General features: G+C 34.0%; 12 protein-coding genes. 8 read left to right on the top strand and 4 right to left on the bottom strand.

Annotation, left to right across the window (positions count from 1 at the left end):
• Nucleotide 1: 1 nt before the first annotated feature.
• Entirely contained in the window at nucleotides 2-718 is a 717-nt protein-coding gene (locus OLM57_RS18145) for a toxin-antitoxin system YwqK family antitoxin (protein WP_264565098.1), read from the top strand.
• Between the two features lie 33 nt (nucleotides 719-751).
• Complete coding sequence (locus tag OLM57_RS18140) at nucleotides 752-1,309, top strand: DUF4956 domain-containing protein (protein WP_264565097.1); 558 nt, start codon at nucleotides 752-754, stop codon at nucleotides 1,307-1,309.
• Between the two features lie 2 nt (nucleotides 1,310-1,311).
• Here OLM57_RS18140 and OLM57_RS18135 read toward each other — a convergent pair whose 3' ends face one another.
• Nucleotides 1,312-3,195, bottom strand: a complete 1,884-nt coding sequence (locus OLM57_RS18135) for a PEP/pyruvate-binding domain-containing protein (protein ID WP_264565096.1) — start codon at nucleotides 3,193-3,195, stop codon at nucleotides 1,312-1,314.
• A gap of 150 nt (nucleotides 3,196-3,345) precedes the next feature.
• On the opposite strand from OLM57_RS18135, the gene mnmA reads away from it, so the two are divergent.
• The 6 genes from mnmA to OLM57_RS18105 all read left to right on the top strand — a co-directional run bounded on the left by mnmA (nucleotide 3,346) and on the right by OLM57_RS18105 (nucleotide 10,696).
• Nucleotides 3,346-4,533: a tRNA 2-thiouridine(34) synthase MnmA gene (mnmA, locus tag OLM57_RS18130; RefSeq protein WP_264565095.1), complete on the top strand. Its 1,188-nt coding sequence runs from the start codon at nucleotides 3,346-3,348 to the stop codon at nucleotides 4,531-4,533.
• Nucleotides 4,534-4,557: 24 nt separating this feature from the next.
• The gene (locus OLM57_RS18125) at nucleotides 4,558-6,171 is read left to right on the top strand and encodes a S8 family serine peptidase (RefSeq protein ID WP_264565094.1); all 1,614 of its coding nucleotides are present in this window, start codon (nucleotides 4,558-4,560) and stop codon (nucleotides 6,169-6,171) included.
• Between the two features lie 14 nt (nucleotides 6,172-6,185).
• Nucleotides 6,186-7,130, top strand: coding sequence for an NAD(P)H-dependent flavin oxidoreductase (locus OLM57_RS18120; RefSeq protein ID WP_264565093.1), 945 nt, complete (start codon nucleotides 6,186-6,188; stop codon nucleotides 7,128-7,130).
• Nucleotides 7,131-7,167: 37 nt separating this feature from the next.
• A complete protein-coding gene (locus OLM57_RS18115; protein ID WP_264565092.1) occupies nucleotides 7,168-7,578 on the top strand; it encodes a hypothetical protein in 411 nt (136 codons plus the stop codon).
• A 387-nt stretch (nucleotides 7,579-7,965) separates the two neighbouring features.
• A complete protein-coding gene (gene pafA / locus OLM57_RS18110; RefSeq protein WP_264565091.1) occupies nucleotides 7,966-9,582 on the top strand; it encodes an alkaline phosphatase PafA in 1,617 nt (538 codons plus the stop codon).
• Between the two features lie 145 nt (nucleotides 9,583-9,727).
• Nucleotides 9,728-10,696, top strand: coding sequence for a cytochrome c (locus OLM57_RS18105; protein WP_264565090.1), 969 nt, complete (start codon nucleotides 9,728-9,730; stop codon nucleotides 10,694-10,696).
• A gap of 66 nt (nucleotides 10,697-10,762) precedes the next feature.
• Here OLM57_RS18105 and lysA read toward each other — a convergent pair whose 3' ends face one another.
• From lysA to gltB, 3 genes are all read right to left on the bottom strand, one after another.
• Complete coding sequence (gene lysA, locus OLM57_RS18100) at nucleotides 10,763-11,986, bottom strand: diaminopimelate decarboxylase (RefSeq protein WP_264565089.1); 1,224 nt, start codon at nucleotides 11,984-11,986, stop codon at nucleotides 10,763-10,765.
• Between the two features lie 322 nt (nucleotides 11,987-12,308).
• On the bottom strand, nucleotides 12,309-13,763 hold the full coding sequence (locus OLM57_RS18095) for a glutamate synthase subunit beta (protein ID WP_264565088.1): 1,455 nt from the start codon (nucleotides 13,761-13,763) through the stop codon (nucleotides 12,309-12,311).
• Nucleotides 13,764-13,765: 2 nt separating this feature from the next.
• Nucleotides 13,766-18,283 (bottom strand): glutamate synthase large subunit, encoded by a 4,518-nt coding sequence (gltB, locus tag OLM57_RS18090; RefSeq protein ID WP_264565087.1) that lies wholly within the window; start codon nucleotides 18,281-18,283, stop codon nucleotides 13,766-13,768.
• Nucleotides 18,284-18,649: the final 366 nt, after the last annotated feature.

The following is an 18,649-nucleotide window of genomic DNA, read 5'->3' as shown; positions in this document are numbered from 1 at the left end:
TATGTTTTATATTTTTAGGGTTTTAATCTTTTTTTTATGTTGTCAAACTGTTTTTTGTCAATCAGACACTAACCCTGTTGATGATAAAGGTAGAAAGCATGGTGTTTGGTCTGGAGTCTATGAAGAATCTGGCAGACCGCGGTATGAAGGTACTTTTGAACATGGAAAAGAAGTTGGAGTTTTTAACTTTTTTGATGATACACAAGCAAAATCAATAATCGCAACGAGAACGTTCAGCTCAAAAGATAATTCGTGTTATACTATTTTTTATGATCAAAAGAAGAATGTAGTCAGCGAAGGCAAAGAAGTCAATAAGTTGCGTGAAGGACAATGGAAATACTATCACAAAGCTTCAAAAGCGATTATGACATTAGAAAATTATAAAAACGGAAAACTCGAAGGAACTCGAACTGTTTATTATCCCAGTGGGAAAATCGTTGATGAAACTATTTATAAAAATGGTATAAAAGAAGGAGCTTACAAAAAATATTCTGAAAAAGGAATTGTTTTAGAAAGCACATTTTTTAAAAATGGGGAGTATGATGGTCAGGCTATTTATAAAGATCCGAATGATTTGGTCATTGCAAAAGGGCTTTTCAAAAATGGACAAAAAGTTGGGAAGTGGCAATTTTTTATAAATGGAAAATTGACAAGTGAAGAGAATATGGATAAACCCAAAAAACCGTTACTTAAAAGTGACAGAGTAAAAATAGATTAAACTGTAACAATTATTGAAAACTATTCAAATTTTATGAATCTATCCGAACTAATAGCACGTTTTCTTCTTCTTACTTTTTCGGTTCTTTTATTGTATTTTTTTTCCAATAGAAAGAATAAAGAAACGATAAATCCTCTTATTATTGTTGTTGGATTTTGTACTTTTTCTTTGTGTTATTTGTTTACAAAAGTTGAAATCGGCATCGGAATTGGGTTTGGACTTTTCGCTATTTTTTCGATATTACGATTCCGGGCTCAAACTTTTTCACTCAATGCTATTATTTTTCTTTTTGCCATAATTACCCTTTCAATTTTGGATATAATGTATCCGGTTGAAAAATATGAAGTGCTGGTTTTTTTCCAGATTGTAATTATTGCTTTTTATATTTTGAGCTATTTTATGCTTTTTAATAATGCAGATAAATTCAATAAAAGCTGTAAACTTATTTTAAAATACGATGATTTCTATATTCTTGACGATGTAAACAGGAGGCTGAAAATTGAAAAATGCCTTCCGTTTAATTCTTTCGATTATGAGATAATTTCAATAGACATGCTTTCAAACGAGGTTGAAATATTGATTTTTTATTGAATCTAATCGTTGAAAACCCGAACCTGCTTTACATAAAGTTCTCTTTTTTTCCCGACAATTTTAAACTCGAGATCGACTGGTTTTTTATTGAATTTATTCCAATATTGATTCATTTTTGTTTCAATTTTTTTACTGGTATGGTACAGATTATTAATTTCGGTTGTGGTTAATAATGGTTTGTTTTCATTTAAGGAAGAGTTAGAAATGTAATCTACATCCAAATTGTTGTTTTTGGTTCCGAATAAATCCAAATCGTAAGCCGTAAATTGTTCGCAGACTTCTCCTTTGTTGGGTTTTACAACCGAGTTTTCTCCTTTTTGAATATTGACCGTTATACCACTAAAATCTTTTCGAAATAAATTTTTAGTAATGACGACGCCATTTGCCAATTCATCTGGAAAGGAGCGATGAACTAAAACGCCCATAGCAATGTTTTTTTGATCTATTCCGAAAATTTCTCGTTCCCAATACGAACTTTCATTCCACACACTGGTCCAAACTTGCTTGATAGCTTTTTCGAAAGATTTTATGGAATCTCCGAGTATCCCAGTTTTAGATTCGTATAAACCGGCACCATTAAATCCTTCAATATCTTCTGCATTGGTAGAAGAACGGAATCTAAAATTTTTGAATTTTTTTTGGGTTCCTAATTTTTGATTTAATAATGCAATCAAATTGGGATCAACCGTTTCTTTCTTGATAGCTTTCCTGATTTTTTCCAATTGAATGTTAACCCATTGAACAGAATCTTTATGCGGATTATTCAAAAGTTCTGTAATCAAAGGCATAACAGACTTATCATGAATGTGTCTGTTGTAATAATAGAACGGGATGGCATAGGCATTTTCCGGAACTTTGAATGTTGAGTCTTTTGCAATAGCAATCAAATAAGATAAATTTTGAGCTTTTGAACCTATGAATTCAACTCCTTTTTTGTTTATTTTTGATAAGTCAACAATTCCGGTAACGGTTGTGTCTGCCACTAAAATTCTTTTTTTTAAGCTTGAGTTATCTTTTATTTTTTTATTGGTTTCTTCTATGAAAAAGGTATCGACAGCAATTTTTAATTCTACTTTTTTGTTGAGTAGTGATTTTATTTTAGGATCGGTTATTGCCAAAGTATATGCCATTATAGGTATTTTTCTGTTTTTGCCAAGAATGACCAAATGACTTAAAGGCGTCTGCAATTCGGTTACAATAATTCCTTTTACATTGGGTAAAATTTCGGGTGTTCCGTCCAGAATAACGATTTCATTGTCTTTGGGTTTGACAGTATTTAAATCTTCGATTTTATATTTCTTTAAGAAACCGACACAATTTCCATTTGCCACTTCCTGATATTGTAATTCGTTGAAAATATATTCGGAGGTAATGCAAGGAATTTTAAATTGACCTTGATTGTAAAAATCCACTTTTTCTCGATCATTCAAGTAAAATTTTAAGGATTGATTTATAAAGGTAGTCTGCTGAATAAGTTTAAAAAATTTTTCGATGAAATAAACCGGCATGTGATCGGAAACTGCCAATTCAAAAATCCATTTATCTGTTCCTTTGACATGATTTAGATTCCCCAATAAGTATTCGCGACCTGCTTCTTTATTGCTGTAATTGGCAGAGTTAAATTGTTCTAATTCTTTATCATAACCTAAATATTCGGTTACAAATTGAAAGTGGTGTGAAATTAAGGAACTGTTGAAATAATATAATTTCTCATTTTTGATGTCGTATACTATTTTTACTGATTCTATGTTGGAGAATTTATCGGATAAAGGTTTTCCTTTCAAAGATTTATAGACTTCATAAGTAGGTATGGTCGCCACATAATTTTGCCCAAGTGCCGCAATGCTGTAGAAAGTTACAAATAAAAGGAGGATTAATTTTTTCATTTTGGTTTTTATAATGTATTAAAGGTAAATAAAAAAGCATTAGTTTGGATTATCGCGTTATTGTTTTCATCAATTTCAATTGCCCATAACTAGTCATATTATTTGTACTTTTGCAAAAGATTAAGTTTTAAAATTTTCAAATTAATAAGGATGAAGCGTGTAGTTGTAGGTCTTTCAGGTGGGGTAGATTCGAGTGTTGCTGCTTATTTGTTGCAACAGCAAGGATATGAAGTAATAGGTCTTTTTATGAAAAACTGGCACGATGATTCGGTGACAATTTCTAATGAATGCCCATGGTTGGAAGACAGTAACGATGCTTTGTTGGTTGCAGAAAAATTAGGGATTCCTTTTCAAACGGTCGATTTAAGTGAACAATATCAAGAAAAAATAGTTGATTATATGTTTAGCGAATACGAAAAAGGAAGAACTCCAAATCCTGATGTGCTTTGTAACCGCGAAATAAAATTTGACGTTTTTATGAAAATCGCTTTGAGTCTTGGTGCCGATTATGTGGCTACAGGTCATTATTGTCGTAAAGGTGAAATTGAAGTGAATGGAGAAAAAGTGTACCAACTTCTTGCCGGTGTCGATACGAATAAGGATCAATCTTATTTTTTATGTCAATTATCCCAAGAGCAATTGGCGAAATCTTTATTTCCAATTGGAGAATTGACCAAACCAGAAGTACGCGAAATTGCTGCTCAAATGGAATTGGTTACTGCCGAAAAGAAAGATTCTCAGGGGCTTTGTTTTATTGGAAAAGTACGTTTACCCGAATTTTTGCAACAAAAATTGCAACCCAAAGAAGGAGAAATTATTCAAATCTTCAAAAATGACCCTATCTATTCATATGAAATGCAGAATGAATTGACTGTAGAGGAACAATTGCTTTTTGCTTCCAGAAAATTGCCTTACGCACCAAAAATGGGAAAGCTAATGGGGAAACATCAAGGAGCACATTATTTTACGGTTGGACAACGTAAAGGACTGAATGTAGGAGGAACTACAGATCCTTTGTTTGTTATAGCTACAGATGTTGAAACAAATACTATTTATACTGGTTTGTCGAGTATGCATCCGGGATTATTTAAAAGCGCTTTGTTTATAGAAAAATCTGAAGTGCATTGGATTAGGAAAGATTTGGCTTTGACCAATGGCGAAACGATGAATATTATGGCCCGAATCCGATACAGACAACCTTTACAAAAAGCGACTTTGCATCAATTTGAAAGTGGTATGTATATCTCATTTGAAGAACCACAATCTGCAATTACCGAAGGGCAGTTTGCTGCATGGTATATGGATGATGAGTTAATAGGTTCTGGAGTTATTTCTTAAATCAAATTATTAATGTAACAAAGCATGAAAAAAATTTTGTTTTTTATTTTGTTATTTTCTTGTTTCTCTGGGTTTTCCCAAGAAGATGCCTGGGTCTATTTTAATGTTAAAAATAATGCTCAAATGTATTATGACAATCCTTTGGGAATGCTTTCGCAAAGAGCTTTAGATCGAAGAACCAAACAAAATATTCCTTTGGATTCTAAAGATATTCCTATCGACCTCAGTTTTATTAGTAAAATTAAAGCAGTTTCGGGAATTACCGTCATGGCAAAATCCAAATGGTTGAATGCTTTGCATATTCGAGGAACACAAGCACAAATTAATTCTTTAAAATCTTTTTCTTTTGTTGAAAAGGTCGATTTTGCCAATAAAGCGCTCAATTCAACTGGGAAAAAAGTACTTTCTGCCAAAATGAAAGCCGTCAATAAAGTACTGGAAACTAAGATTGATTACGCTTATGGTAGCTCTGCCAATCAAATTCAGATGCTTAAAGGAGATTTATTACACCAACAAAATTATACGGGTTCGGAAAAAATAATTGCGGTTATGGATGCGGGTTTTCCCGGTGTAGATACTGCTCAGCCTTTTCAACGATTAAGAGACAATAATCAAATTTTGGGTGGTTATGATTTTGTGAATAGAAACACTAATTTTTATTCAGGAGATTCACATGGAGCTATGGTGTTATCTTGTATGGGCGGCTATAAAGATAATGCGCTTGTAGGGACAGCTCCAGACGCCTCATATTATTTGTTTATTACAGAAGATAATAATGCTGAAAACCCTGTCGAAGAATCGTATTGGGTCGAAGCAGCTGAGAAAGCAGATAGTTTGGGAGTAGATGTTATCAATACTTCATTGGGCTATTTTGAGTTTGATAATACAACTTACAATCATACCTATAATGAAATGGATGGCAAGACTGCTTTTATGACGCGAGGAGCCGAAATCGCTTTTTCTCGTGGAATGATTGTGGTAGCATCTGCGGGGAATGAAGGAACGGCCGTAAATCCGCATATAGCAGTTCCAGCAGATGGAATTTCGGTGCTTACGGTTGGAGCAGTAAATGCCACGAAAACGAAAACGAGTTTTAGCTCGATTGGTCCTTCGTTTGATGGAAGAGTAAAACCGGATGTTATGGCACAAGGGCAAGCAGCTGTTTTGTCTAATCCTTCTGGAAATATTATAACGAAAGATGGAACGTCTTTTTCGAGTCCAATTATGGCGGGAATGGTGGCTTGTTTATGGCAAGCGTTTCCCGATAAAACCAATCAAGAAATTAAAGATTTAATTGTAAAATCTGCCGATACATATTCTAGTCCAAATAATCATTATGGGTATGGAATTCCTGATTTTAGTTCGGCTTTGTCCAATGGATTAGGAGTAAATGATTACTCACAAACAGACATTATTATATATCCCAATCCAACAACTGATGTTGTAAGTATTACTCTTTCTTCTGATAGTGATACCGGGAGGATTTGTGTTTTTAATATTTTAGGAAAAACTATTTTAGACCAAACAATCGACAAGAATACTAAGTCTATTTCTTTAAAATCTATAGATACAGGAATTTATTTCTATCGGTTGAATTTGAATGGAACCTTGAAAACAGGAAAAATTATCAAACAATAAAGCCGTTTTTTTATATGAACAAAATTACAAGCCTTTTCAATATTAAATACCCAATAATTCAAGGAGGAATGATTTGGAATAGTGGTTACAAACTAGCAAGTGCCGTGAGTAATGCAGGAGGGTTAGGTTTGATTGGTGCGGGTTCTATGTATCCGGATGTATTGAGAGAACACATTCAAAAGTGTAAAAAAGTAACGAGCAAGCCTTTTGGAGTAAACGTTCCGATGTTGTATCCTAATATTGACGAAATAATGAAAATTATTGTTGATGAAGGAGTAAAAATAGTTTTCACATCGGCAGGAAATCCTAAAACGTGGACTCCTTTTTTGAAAGAAAATGGTATAACGGTTGTGCATGTAGTAAGTAGTTCTGTATTTGCATTAAAGGCGCAAGATGCAGGAGTAGATGCGGTTGTAGCTGAAGGTTTTGAAGCGGGTGGACACAATGGAAGAGAGGAAACCACAACGCTTACTTTGATTCCGATGGTGAAAGATAAAATTTCGATTCCTCTGATTGCCGCTGGGGGAATTGCAACCGGTCGTGGAATGCTTGCAGCAATGGTTCTTGGGGCCGATGGTGTTCAGGTTGGGAGTCGTTTTGCGGCTTCGTTGGAGTCATCTTGTCATCAAAATTTCAAACAATTGATTGTTGATCTTCAAGAAGGGGGGACCCAACTGACTTTAAAAGAACTGGCACCAGTTCGATTAATCAAAAATAAGTTTTACCAAGACATACAGCAATTATATGAAACGTGCCCGACAAAAGAAGAATTAATAGCATTATTAGGCAGAGCAAGGGCCAAGCGCGGAATGTTTGAAGGAGATTTGATTGAAGGAGAATTGGAAATAGGTCAAATTGCTGGATTAATAAAGCAAATATTGCCAGTTAAAGATATTATTAACGAGATGATTACCGATTTTGAAAAAGCAAAAAGCGAAGTAGTATTATTTGATTTTTAAATTTCTTACATTTGTTATTGCACTAATTCTATAAACAATGAATAAGTTAAAAATATGTTTTTTATTATTATTTCTATTTTTTGGTTTGAATCAAGGGTTTAGTCAAGCCTATAAATTCAAAACAACAGGATTGAGTATTTCTCAAAAAGAGAAGGATAAATTTGGGAAATGGTCTGAATTAGTTCCGGTTAATATAATTATTAATTTGGATACCAAGAAAAATAGAATTGTTATTTATTCAGAAGTAATTCAGCTGTTTGAAATAGTTGAATACCTTCCTGCCGAAGAAAACAATACTGATATTGTTTATTCTTTTGTTTGTAAAGACAATAGCGGAGAAGATTGTACCCTTTCTTTTATAACCAGAAAAAATCAAGACAATAGAAAGCAACTTTATGTAAAATATGAGGACAGGGTGCTGGCTTATAACATAGTCAATTTAGATTAAAGTATTTTTTTTATAATGCCTCATTCAAAATATTAATTCAATTTATAATTTTTTTGTCCATCAAGAAATTAAGCTTTAATTTCTTGATGGATTTTTTGTTTAGCAAGTTCTGTATTTGATAAAAAAAGGTGGTTTCTGAAAATCGGTTCAAAATATGGGACTAAAATATAATGTTCTTTGTAATTAGGATTCTGAATTAAATTAGTGCTTAGAAGACGAATATGAGTAAAATAAATTTGGTTGCTTTTTCTTGTATGGTAATACTTGAAAGATTTCAATATTTAATAATTTTAGGTTAAGTATTGATTAATTTATTGCTTTAGTTGTTGTGCATTTTAATTTATGTAAAGGATAAAGTGTATTTTTGTATACTTTTTAAAATATAGTATGAAAAAAATTATTTTGTTTTTAGTATGTGTTTTTGCTATTCAAAGTCAAGCACAACAGCGTCCTAAATTGGTTGTTGGTATTGTTGTCGATCAAATGAAAATGGAGTATTTGTACCGATTTTCAGATGATTTTTCAGACAAAGGTTTTAAGCGATTAATGAATAAGGGTTTTACTTTTTATAATATGAATTATAATTACGTACCTACATTTACTGCTCCGGGGCATGCTTCTATTTATTCAGGTACAACTCCTTCAACTCATGGGATTATTGGCAATGATTGGTACATTCGATCTATCGGAAAAAGTATGTATTGTACAGATGATGCCAGTGTAAAAACGCTTGTGGAAGGTACTGAAAAAGAGGGGGCAATGTCTCCAAAAAATCTTTTGAGTACTACAATTACGGATGAATTGCGAATGGCAACAAACTTTCAAGGAAAAGTGATTGGCTTGAGCATTAAGGACCGCGGTGCTATTTTGCCAGCGGGACATTTTGCCAACTGGGCTTTTTGGTGTACCAAATCGGGTGCGTTTATTTCGAGCAGTTTTTATGGCGAAAAAATGCCGGATTGGGTAACTCAATTCAATGACGAAAAGAATTACATGAAATACTTAAATAAAGGATGGGGTTTGTTGAAACCTATTGAAACGTATAACGAAAGTTTGCCTGATAATAACCCGTATGAAGGAAGATTAGATAAATCGTTACCGCCAGTATTTCCTTATGATTTGGTAAAAATTTATAAAGAAACCGGAATGGAAGTTTTAAAATCGACTCCTTTCGGAAATGATTTCTTGGCAGAATTGGCCATGAGAGCGATCGATAAAGAAGAATTAGGAAAAGATAATGTTACTGATTTCTTGGCGGTAAGTTTTTCGTCAACTGATTATGTGGGGCATACTTTTGGTCCTAGATCAATGGAAATTCAGGATACCTATTTGCGTTTGGATCTTACCATTGCAACATTTTTGGAGTATTTGGATAAAACTATCGGCAAGGATAATTACTTGGTTTTCTTGACAGCAGATCATGCTGTTGCCGAAAACCCGATTTATTTGAAAGATCATAAATACAATGTAACCAACGTACCTTCAAAGGAAACTTTTAATTCGATGAATAAATTTTCGATGGATACTTATGGAGTTAATTTGGTTTTGAATTATTCTAATTTTAATGTTTACCTGAACAGAGATCTTATAAAGGAAAAAGGTTTGGAACTGAATAAAGTTGCACAAAGCTTCAAAGACTTTTTGATGACACAAGAGTTTGTAAAAAGAGTATATACCCAAGAAGAAATTTTGGGAGCTACTGGCCAAGATTATTATTTGAATTTTATTTTTAAAGGATATGATCCTAAACAAAGTGGCGATCTTGTTATTCTTCAAGGTGCTGGGTATTTGGAAAGCATAGAAACTGGAACTACACATGGAACGCCAAATAGTTATGATACCAATGTGCCTTTGCTTTTTTATGGTTGGCATGTTCCAAAAGGAGAATCTAATAAAAAAGAATATATTACAGAAATAGCTCCGACACTTTCTAAAATGCTAAAAATTACTACACCAAATGGCACTGAGGGTGAAGTTTTGGAAGAATTGTTTGTAAAAAAATAAATTTTTTTTACGGAAACAAAATCCCATTTGTTGAGGCAAATGGGATTTTTTTATTTTTATTACTTTTTTTCTTATTTTTGAAATAGTGTTTTTGAATTAAACACGGTTAAATTTGAAATGTTTAATTAATTTGTTGATTTTAACTATGAAGAAAATTGTCAAAGGAGTTTTGTTGTTTCTTGTAATAGGTATAGTTGTGCTTTTATTGTATGTAAAGTTGGCATTGCCAAATGTTGGAAAAATGGAATATCTAAGCATTAAGCCCACAGTAAGTAAATTGGAACGCGGTAAGTATTTGGCTAATCATGTTTGTGTTTGTGTTGATTGCCATTCAACTCGAAATTGGAGCGAGTTTTCTGGACCTTTGGTTGAAGGAACTATTGGTAAAGGAGGTGAAGTTTTTGATCAAAGGTTTGGTTTTCCAGGTAGTTTTTATTCAAAAAATATTACACCTTCCGGTATCGGAGATTGGACAGATGCCGAGGTTATGAGAGCGATTGCAAGTGGTGTTTCTAAAAACGGCAATGCGTTGTTTCCAGTTATGCCACATCCTCATTTTGGACAAATGGATAAAGAGGATTTAGAATCTATAATTGTGTATTTGCGAACATTAGAACCCATTGAAAATGTTGTTCCAGGATCCAAAGCTGATTTTCCAATGAGTTTTATTATTAATACAATTCCGAAAGAGCCTCATTTTTCGGATAAACCAAATGAAACCGAAGTGGTCGCCTATGGAGGTTATTTATTTAATGCGGCTTCTTGTTCAGAATGTCATTCAAAACAAGAAAATGGAAAACCTATTGAAGGAATGGAATTAGCTGGAGGGTTTGAGTTTCCAATGGTGACGGGAGGAATAGTTAGATCAGCTAATATTACACAAGATAAAATTACAGGTATTGGTAAGTGGTCTGAAAATGATTTTGTTAAACGTTTTAAAACGTATACAGACAGCACTTATGTTCCTAATAAAATTTCAAAAGGACTTTTTAATACGGTTATGCCTTGGACAATGTACGGTGGGATGAAAGAACAAGATTTGAAAGCAATTTATGCATATTTGAAAACGGTTAAGCCAATTCATAATAGTGTTGAGAAGTTCGTGAACCCATAGAGTTATATGTTCTAATTTAAAATTAAAAATCCCAAAATATGAAAGTTTCGGGATTATTTTTGTTAATTAAACTATTGCAGCTGATTCTATTGGCAACGGAATTTGATTTTGAAGTAAGTCTTCAAATTTTTCATGAGCCCGGATTAGATAACCTTGTCCATTCATCCATAAAACTTCTGCTGGTTTGTATCTTGAATTGTAATTGGAAGACATCGAGAAACAATAGGCTCCCGCATTTCGGAAACACAAAATGTCTCCTTCTTTTATTTCAGAAATTCTTCTGTTGGTGGCAAATGTATCTGTTTCGCAAATGTATCCAACAACAGAGTAAAAACGCTCTTTTCCTTTTGGATTAGATATGTTTTCGATAAAATGTTGTGAACCATAAAGCATTGGTCGGATCAAGTGATTGAATCCACTGTCAATACCTGCAAATACTGTTGAAGTTGTTTGTTTTACGACATTTACTTTGGCCAAAAAGAATCCAGCTTCACTTACCAAGAATTTACCTGGTTCAAAAATTAAAGTCAAATCTTTACCATATTCTGTACAGAAAGCGTTGAATCTTTTGGACAGTTTTCTCCCCAATTCATCGATGTCCGTTTCTATATCGTCTTTTTTATAAGGCACTTTAAATCCGCTTCCAAAGTCTAAAAATTCTAAATTCTTAAAGTTTCTGGCGGCGTCGAATAATATTTCGGCAGCATACAAAAATACTTCAATATCTAAAATATCAGAACCTGTGTGCATGTGAATTCCAACAATATTCATATTGGTATTTTCGACAATTCGAACCAAATGAGGTAATTGATGTACTGAAATTCCAAATTTACTGTCGATATGTCCAACCGAAATATTGGCATTTCCACCCGCCATTACGTGTGGATTGATACGAATACAAACTGGAACATGAGGGTGTTTGGCGCCAAATTGTTCTAAAATAGACAAGTTGTCTATATTAATTTGAACTCCCAAGGCATGAACTTCTTCAATTTCTTCTAATGAAACCCCGTTTGGAGTATAAAATATTTTTTCGGGTGCATAACCAGCATGTAATCCTAGTTGTACTTCTTGAATAGAAACAGTATCCAATCCAGATCCCATATCTCTCAATAATTGAAGTATTGCTATATTGGACAATGCTTTCATTGCATAATTGATGCGTAAATTTGGCACTTTTGAAAAAGCCTTCGTTAATCGATTATACTGGGATTGTATTTTTTCGGCATCATACACATAAAGTGGACTTCCAAATTGTTCTGCTAAGTGTAGTAAATCGTTTGCTTGCATCTTGATTTTGCTTATTATTTTTTACAAATTTATTATTCTTTAGTAATACGACCAAACAATTTACTATTATTTAACAAATTGTAACAAATTGTTTTAATTGTAACAAATAGTTGTCGTTTGTTGTTTTTTATAACTTTGCTTATAATTTAAATTTTGTGATATAAATCTAATGGGTGGTCAATTTAGTGCGATAAACATTTACATCGTTAACAAAATTTTTGTTGAATAATTATATTATTAACGAATTTTAAAATCTGATGGCTTCAAAAAACAAATCCCTTGATAAAATGGTATCAAGGGATTTTATTTTTTATTTCAAATGCTATAAAGCGGGTAAATCACCATTACCTTTTGTTGGTAAATTGGTATAACCCATTAAGTATAAATCAACTTCTCTGGCGGCTTCACGACCTTCTGAGATGGCCCAAACAATTAAAGATTGGCCTCTTCGCATATCGCCGGCTGTAAAAATGTGTGGTACATTCGTTTGATAATTAGTCGCTTTATAATTGGTTCTCATATCAATTTCCAGACCTAATTGCTCAGCTAATGTTTTTTCAGGACCTGTAAATCCAAGAGCTAATAATGCCAAGTCACAAGGCCAAATTTTCTCAGAACCTTCTTTTTCAATAAGTTCGGGTCTTTGTCCAGGAACCATTTTCCATGCTACTTCAACGGTTTTTAATCCGACTAGTTCTCCTTTTTCGTTTGCAAGGAATTCTTTGGTATTAATCAACCAGTTTCTGTTGCAACCTTCTTCATGTGATGAAGATGTTTTTAATTGCAACGGCCAAAAAGGCCATGGAGTAGTTTCGCTTCTTCCAACTGGAGGTTTTGGCATGATTTCAAAATTAGTCACTGATTTTGCTCCGTGTCTGTTTGAAGTTCCCACACAATCCGATCCCGTATCTCCACCACCAATAACGATTACATCTTTTCCAGTAGCCATTACTTGGTTTTCAATTTTTTCTCCGTACAACACTTTGGTTTGTTGGGTCAAGAAATCCATTGCCTGAACAACACCTTTACTATCGGCACCTTTTGTAGGCAATCCTCTTCTTTCAGTTGCTCCACCGCATAATACGATAGAATCGAAAGCTTTTAATTCTTCTACACTGTAGTTAACTCCTACGTTAACGTTGGTTTTAAAAGTAATTCCTTCAGCTTCTAATACTTTAACACGTCTATCGATAATTCCCTTTTCCAGTTTGAAATTTGGAATCCCATAACGTAATAAACCACCAATTGCATTGTCTCTTTCAAAAACGGTAACGGTATGTCCCGCGCGATTTAATTGTTGAGCCGCCGCTAATCCAGCAGGGCCAGATCCAATAACAGCAACCGTTTTTCCAGTTCTTACTTCAGGTGTTTGAGGTTTAATCCAACCTTCTGCAAAACCTCTTTCGATTATATTTTTTTCAATATTTTCAATAGCAACCGGTTCGCTGATTATTCCTAGTACACATGATTTCTCACATGGAGCAGGGCACAAACGACCTGTAAATTCAGGAAAATTATTTGTAGATTGTAAAATCTTCAAAGCACTTTCCCATTCTTCCTGGTGTACCATGTCATTAAAATCAGGAATTAAATTTCCTAATGGACAGGAACTATGGCAAAAAGGAATTCCGCAATCCATACATCGAGAACCTTGTTCTTTGATTTTATCTTTTGTTAACGGAATCGTAAACTCATTATAATTAGATACTCTTTCTAGAACAGCAACGTTACTTTCGTCGGCTCTATTATATTCTTTAAATCCACCTATTTTACCCATGACTATTGTGCTATTAATTCTTCAATTTGCTTTTCTTCTGCCAATCTTTGTAATGCTTTTTTGTAATCAGTTGGCATCACTTTAATGAAATGTTTGCTTTCGTTTTCCCAATCTCCTAAAAGGCGTTTTGCCAAAGGGCTATTGGTGTACATCGAATGATTTCTGATTAAGCGTCTTAATTTGGCTAAATCTTCTTCTTCCAATGTTTCTAGGGCAACCATTTCCATATTGCACAATCCATCTTCAAATTTCTTTTTGGCGTCATATACATAAGCAATACCACCGCTCATACCTGCTGCGAAGTTTCTACCTGTTTTTCCAAGGACAACTACAGTTCCTCCAGTCATGTACTCACAACCATGGTCTCCAATTCCTTCAACAACAGCAGTCGCTCCAGAATTTCTAACAGCAAAACGCTCTCCAGCCATACCATTGATGTAGGCTTCTCCAGTAATCGCACCATAAAGAGCCACATTACCAATGATAATGTTGTCTTCTGGACTAAAAGTAGCAGTAGGAGGGACTTTAATAATTAATTTTCCTCCAGAAAGTCCTTTTCCTAAATAGTCATTACAGTTTCCGTGTATTTTGAATGATAAACCGTTAGTGGCAAATGCTCCAAAGCTTTGTCCGGCAGATCCTGTAAAGTCAACAAGAATAGTGTCTTCTGGTAATCCTTGAGCACCATATATTTTTGAAATCTCATTACTCAAAATCGCACCAACAGAACGGTCTGTGTTTTTGATGTCAAAAGTAACTCTGGTTCTTTCTTTTCTATAAATAGAAGGAATAGCTGCTTTTATAATGTCAAAATCAAGTACATGTTCTAATGCGTGGTCTTGATTTGAAGTATTGTGATTTGGAACTGTTTTTGCTTTTTCTGGTTTATAAAGAATGGTAGATAAATCCAATCCATTTGCTTTATAATGTTTAATCGCTTTGTTGACATTTAATTTTTGCGATTGCCCCACCATTTCTTTCAATGTTCTAAAACCAAGTTGAGCCATGATTTCTCTTAACTCTTCGGCAATAAAGTACATGAAGTTGATAACGTGTTCTGGTGTTCCTTTGAAATTTTTTCTCAATTCAGGATCTTGTGTTGCAATACCTACAGGGCAAGTATTCAAGTGACAAGCTCTCATCATGATACAACCAGAAGCTACAAGAGGAGCAGTTGCAAATCCAAATTCTTCAGCTCCCAGTAATGCAGCAATAGCAACATCACGACCTGTTTTCAATTGACCGTCACATTCTAAAACCACGCGACTTCTTAGGTCATTTAATATTAAAGTTTGTTGAGCTTCGGCAAGACCCAATTCCCATGGAATGCCAGTATGTTGTAAGGATGTTAATGGTGCAGCACCAGTTCCTCCATCATATCCTGAAATCAGGATAACGTCAGCTTTTGCTTTGGCAACACCGGCAGCAATTGTTCCAACACCAACTTCGGCAACCAACTTGACGTTGATTCTTGCATCACGATTGGCATTTTTTAAATCGAATATCAATTGAGATAAATCTTCGATTGAGTAAATATCGTGGTGTGGCGGAGGAGAAATAAGACCAACATAAGGCGTTGAATTTCTTGTTTCGGCAATCCAAGGCACTACTTTTTCACCTGGTAATTGTCCACCTTCTCCAGGTTTTGCACCTTGAGCCATTTTTATCTGAATCTCTTTGGCATTTGTCAAATAGTTTATCGAAACCCCAAATCTACCTGACGCTACTTGTTTGATAGCACTATTTCTAGAATCTCCATTCAAGTCTTTTTGAAAACGTTTTGCGTCTTCTCCTCCTTCGCCAGAATTACTTTTTCCGCCAATTCTGTTCATGGCAATCGCTAGATTCTCATGTGCTTCTTGACTGATTGATCCGTAAGACATCGCACCGGTTTTGAATTTTTTTACAATTTCGGTCCATGGTTCTACTTCGTCAATTGAAATTGGATCAAGATTGTTAAATTCGAATAAACCTCTAATAGTCATCAAGTTTTCACTTTGATCATTGACCATTTTGGAGTATTCTTTATAACTCTCTGGACTATTCAATCGAACAGCTTGTTGTAATTTTGAAATAGTAGTTGGGTTAAACATGTGTTTTTCACCGTTTCTTCTCCATCTGTAAATTCCTCCAATTTCTAAAGGCAGTAAGTTTGCAATTTCTGATTTTGGAAATGCATTTTGGTATCTTTTCTTAACTTCTCTTTCAATTTCCATTAGTCCAATACCTTCAATTCTTGATGGGGTATATGGGAAATATTTTGAAGTGAACACTTTGTTTAAACCTAAAATTTCAAAAATTTGTGCCGCTCTGTACGAATGTAAAGTAGAGATACCAATTTTGTTCATGATTTTTAGAATCCCTTTTGCAATCGCTTTATTATAGTTGGTAATTGCATAATCTGCTTTTACACCAGTAATAAATCCTTCGTTTACTTGGTTGTGAATGATTTCATTTACCATGTAAGGGTTGATGGCACTTGCTCCGTATCCAAATAATAAAGCAAAATGGTGCGGTTCGCGTGGCTCTGCAGACTCAATTATAATACCAAATTTAGAACGGACTTTTAGAATGTTCAAAGAGTGGTGAATATAAGAAGTAGCCAATAGCATTGGTATCGGTGCCAATTCTTTGCTAACACCTCTGTCTGAAAGTATTACAATATTACATCCTTCAGTAACTGCTTTGAAAGTCGCTTGTACACATTTTTCTAAAGCACGCTCTAAACCATTTACTCCTTTTTCTATTTTATATAAAGTGGAAATAGTAACCGATTTAAAATCGGAATGGTCAATGTTTCTTATTTTATCTAAATCCTCATTAGAAATAACAGGATTTTGAATTTTAATTTTTTTACAGTGAATATCGGTAATGTCAAAGATATTATAATCCCCTCCAATTGCTAAACTGGTGTCTGTAATTATTTCTTCACGAATACCATCCAATGGAGGATTGGTTACTTGTGCAAATAATTGTTTGAAATAGTTGTATAATAATTGAGGTTGGTCTGATAATACTGCAAGAGGAGTGTCATTACCCATAGAACTCAATGCTTCATTGCCTTGAGCACCCATCGGATTAATGATTGTTTTTAAATCCTCTATAGTGTAGCCAAACAAACGTTGTCTTGTTTCAAAATCAATTTTTTCGGTTGGAATTGGATTATTCGTATATGGAATTTTTGCCAACTGCAACAAGTTTTTGTCCAACCATTCTCTATAAGGACGTTTCGTCACCACAGAATGTTTGATTTCTTCGTCTTCAATGATACGACCTTCATTCATATCAACAAGGAACATTTTTCCTGGTTCCAATCTTCCGTGTTGTACTACATCTTCTGGTTTGATGTCAAGAACACCAATTTCTGATGACATGATTACAAATCCGCTTTTGGTCAAGGTATAACGAGAAGGACGCAATCCATTTCTGTCTAATAATGCTCCAATTACATTTCCATCAGTAAATGGAATAGAGGCAGGACCATCCCAAGGCTCCATGATGCAAGCGTTATATTCGTAGAATGCTTTCTTTTCATCCGACATGGTTTTGTGTTTTTCCCAAGCTTCAGGAACAACCATCATCATAACTTCCGGTAAAGAACGTCCAGTCATTAATAATAACTCAACAACCATATCCATCGAAGCTGAATCTGATTTTCCTTCTAAAATGATTGGGAATAATTTTTTTAGATCTTCTCCGAAAACATCACTTTTCATCAATTCTTCACGAGCACGCATTCTGCTTACGTTTCCTCTTAAAGTATTGATTTCTCCATTGTGACACATGTATCTGAATGGTTGTGCCAAATCCCAAGAAGGAAAGGTGTTTGTAGAGAAACGTTGGTGAACCAAAGCCAAACGGGTTACCAAATCGTCATCCAATAGATCGGTATAATATCTGCTGATGTCTTCCGGCATCAATAGTCCTTTATATATAATAGTAGTAGTAGAACAACTTGAAAAGTAGAACATATGACTTTCCGAAGTTCTTGAATTACGTATTTTATGCTCAGCAATTTTTCTAGCCAAGAATAATTTGGCGTTGAATTGTTGTTCTGTAATATCTAATCCGTTTTTACCAACAAATACTTGTTTAACGGTTGGTTCTTTTTCTGCGGCAATTTGCCCTAAATTGGAAACATCAACAGGAACATCTCTCCATCCTAACACGGAAAGGTTTTGTTCTGTTATGGCTGCTTCAAATGTGGTTTTGCAAAAGGTAACCTGATTAGGGCTTTTAGGCATAAAAACCATTCCTACTGCATATTCTCTAACTTCTGGGATTTCAAAATCACAAACTTTCTTAAAGAACGCATGTGGGATATCAAATAAGATTCCAGCACCATCTCCAGTTCTACCATCAGAGCTTACTGCTCCACGATGTTCCAACTTTATAAGGATGTCTAGAGCCTTATGAATAATGTCATTAGACTTAATTCCGTTCAAATTACATATAAATCCTGCGCCACAATTGTCGTGTTCAAATTCGGGTAAATAAAGGCCTTGTTCTTTAACTCTCATGCTTGATATTTTTTTTACAAAATTAAAGATTTCATAACATATAATAAATGAATCCAGTGCTTAGGTTATATTTTTGCTATAAAATTAAAAAAGATGTGAATAAATGATAATAATGCTCATTTTTTACTTCGGAATTGACATATCGTCAAAGAATAATTTTTATATTTTTTAAATTGATCAATTTTTGTAATAAATAGATGATTATACTTTTTGTGGTTAATTATTTTAACAAAAATGCTGAGAATTTTTAAATTTATTAGACTATAACGATTGAGATAAAAGATTCGCTGTTTTTTACTTTTATATGTTATTATAAATAAAAAAAATTTCAATTAAATTAAATTTTGCTATTTTTGTGCCACTTTT

Source organism: Flavobacterium sp. N3904, assembly GCF_025947305.1.
Taxonomy (GTDB): Bacteria; Bacteroidota; Bacteroidia; order Flavobacteriales; family Flavobacteriaceae; genus Flavobacterium.
Note: the sequence above shows the minus strand (reverse complement) of the source record. Positions and strands in the feature narration are given on the sequence as shown.

Excerpts from the sequence above, each read along its gene's own strand:
- pafA (WP_264565091.1), top strand. The coding sequence starts at position 7,966 with ATGAAAAAAATTATTTTGTTTTTAGTATGTGTTTTTGCTATTCAAAGT.
- gltB (WP_264565087.1), bottom strand. The coding sequence starts at position 18,283 with ATGAGAGTTAAAGAACAAGGCCTTTATTTACCCGAATTTGAACACGAC.
- mnmA (WP_264565095.1), top strand. The coding sequence starts at position 3,346 with ATGAAGCGTGTAGTTGTAGGTCTTTCAGGTGGGGTAGATTCGAGTGTT.
- OLM57_RS18120 (WP_264565093.1), top strand. The coding sequence starts at position 6,186 with ATGAACAAAATTACAAGCCTTTTCAATATTAAATACCCAATAATTCAA.
- OLM57_RS18095 (WP_264565088.1), bottom strand. The coding sequence starts at position 13,763 with ATGGGTAAAATAGGTGGATTTAAAGAATATAATAGAGCCGACGAAAGT.
- OLM57_RS18115 (WP_264565092.1), top strand. The coding sequence starts at position 7,168 with ATGAATAAGTTAAAAATATGTTTTTTATTATTATTTCTATTTTTTGGT.
- OLM57_RS18145 (WP_264565098.1), top strand. The coding sequence starts at position 2 with ATGTTTTATATTTTTAGGGTTTTAATCTTTTTTTTATGTTGTCAAACT.
- OLM57_RS18125 (WP_264565094.1), top strand. The coding sequence starts at position 4,558 with ATGAAAAAAATTTTGTTTTTTATTTTGTTATTTTCTTGTTTCTCTGGG.
- lysA (WP_264565089.1), bottom strand. The coding sequence starts at position 11,986 with ATGCAAGCAAACGATTTACTACACTTAGCAGAACAATTTGGAAGTCCA.
- OLM57_RS18140 (WP_264565097.1), top strand. The coding sequence starts at position 752 with ATGAATCTATCCGAACTAATAGCACGTTTTCTTCTTCTTACTTTTTCG.
- OLM57_RS18105 (WP_264565090.1), top strand. The coding sequence starts at position 9,728 with ATGAAGAAAATTGTCAAAGGAGTTTTGTTGTTTCTTGTAATAGGTATA.
- OLM57_RS18135 (WP_264565096.1), bottom strand. The coding sequence starts at position 3,195 with ATGAAAAAATTAATCCTCCTTTTATTTGTAACTTTCTACAGCATTGCG.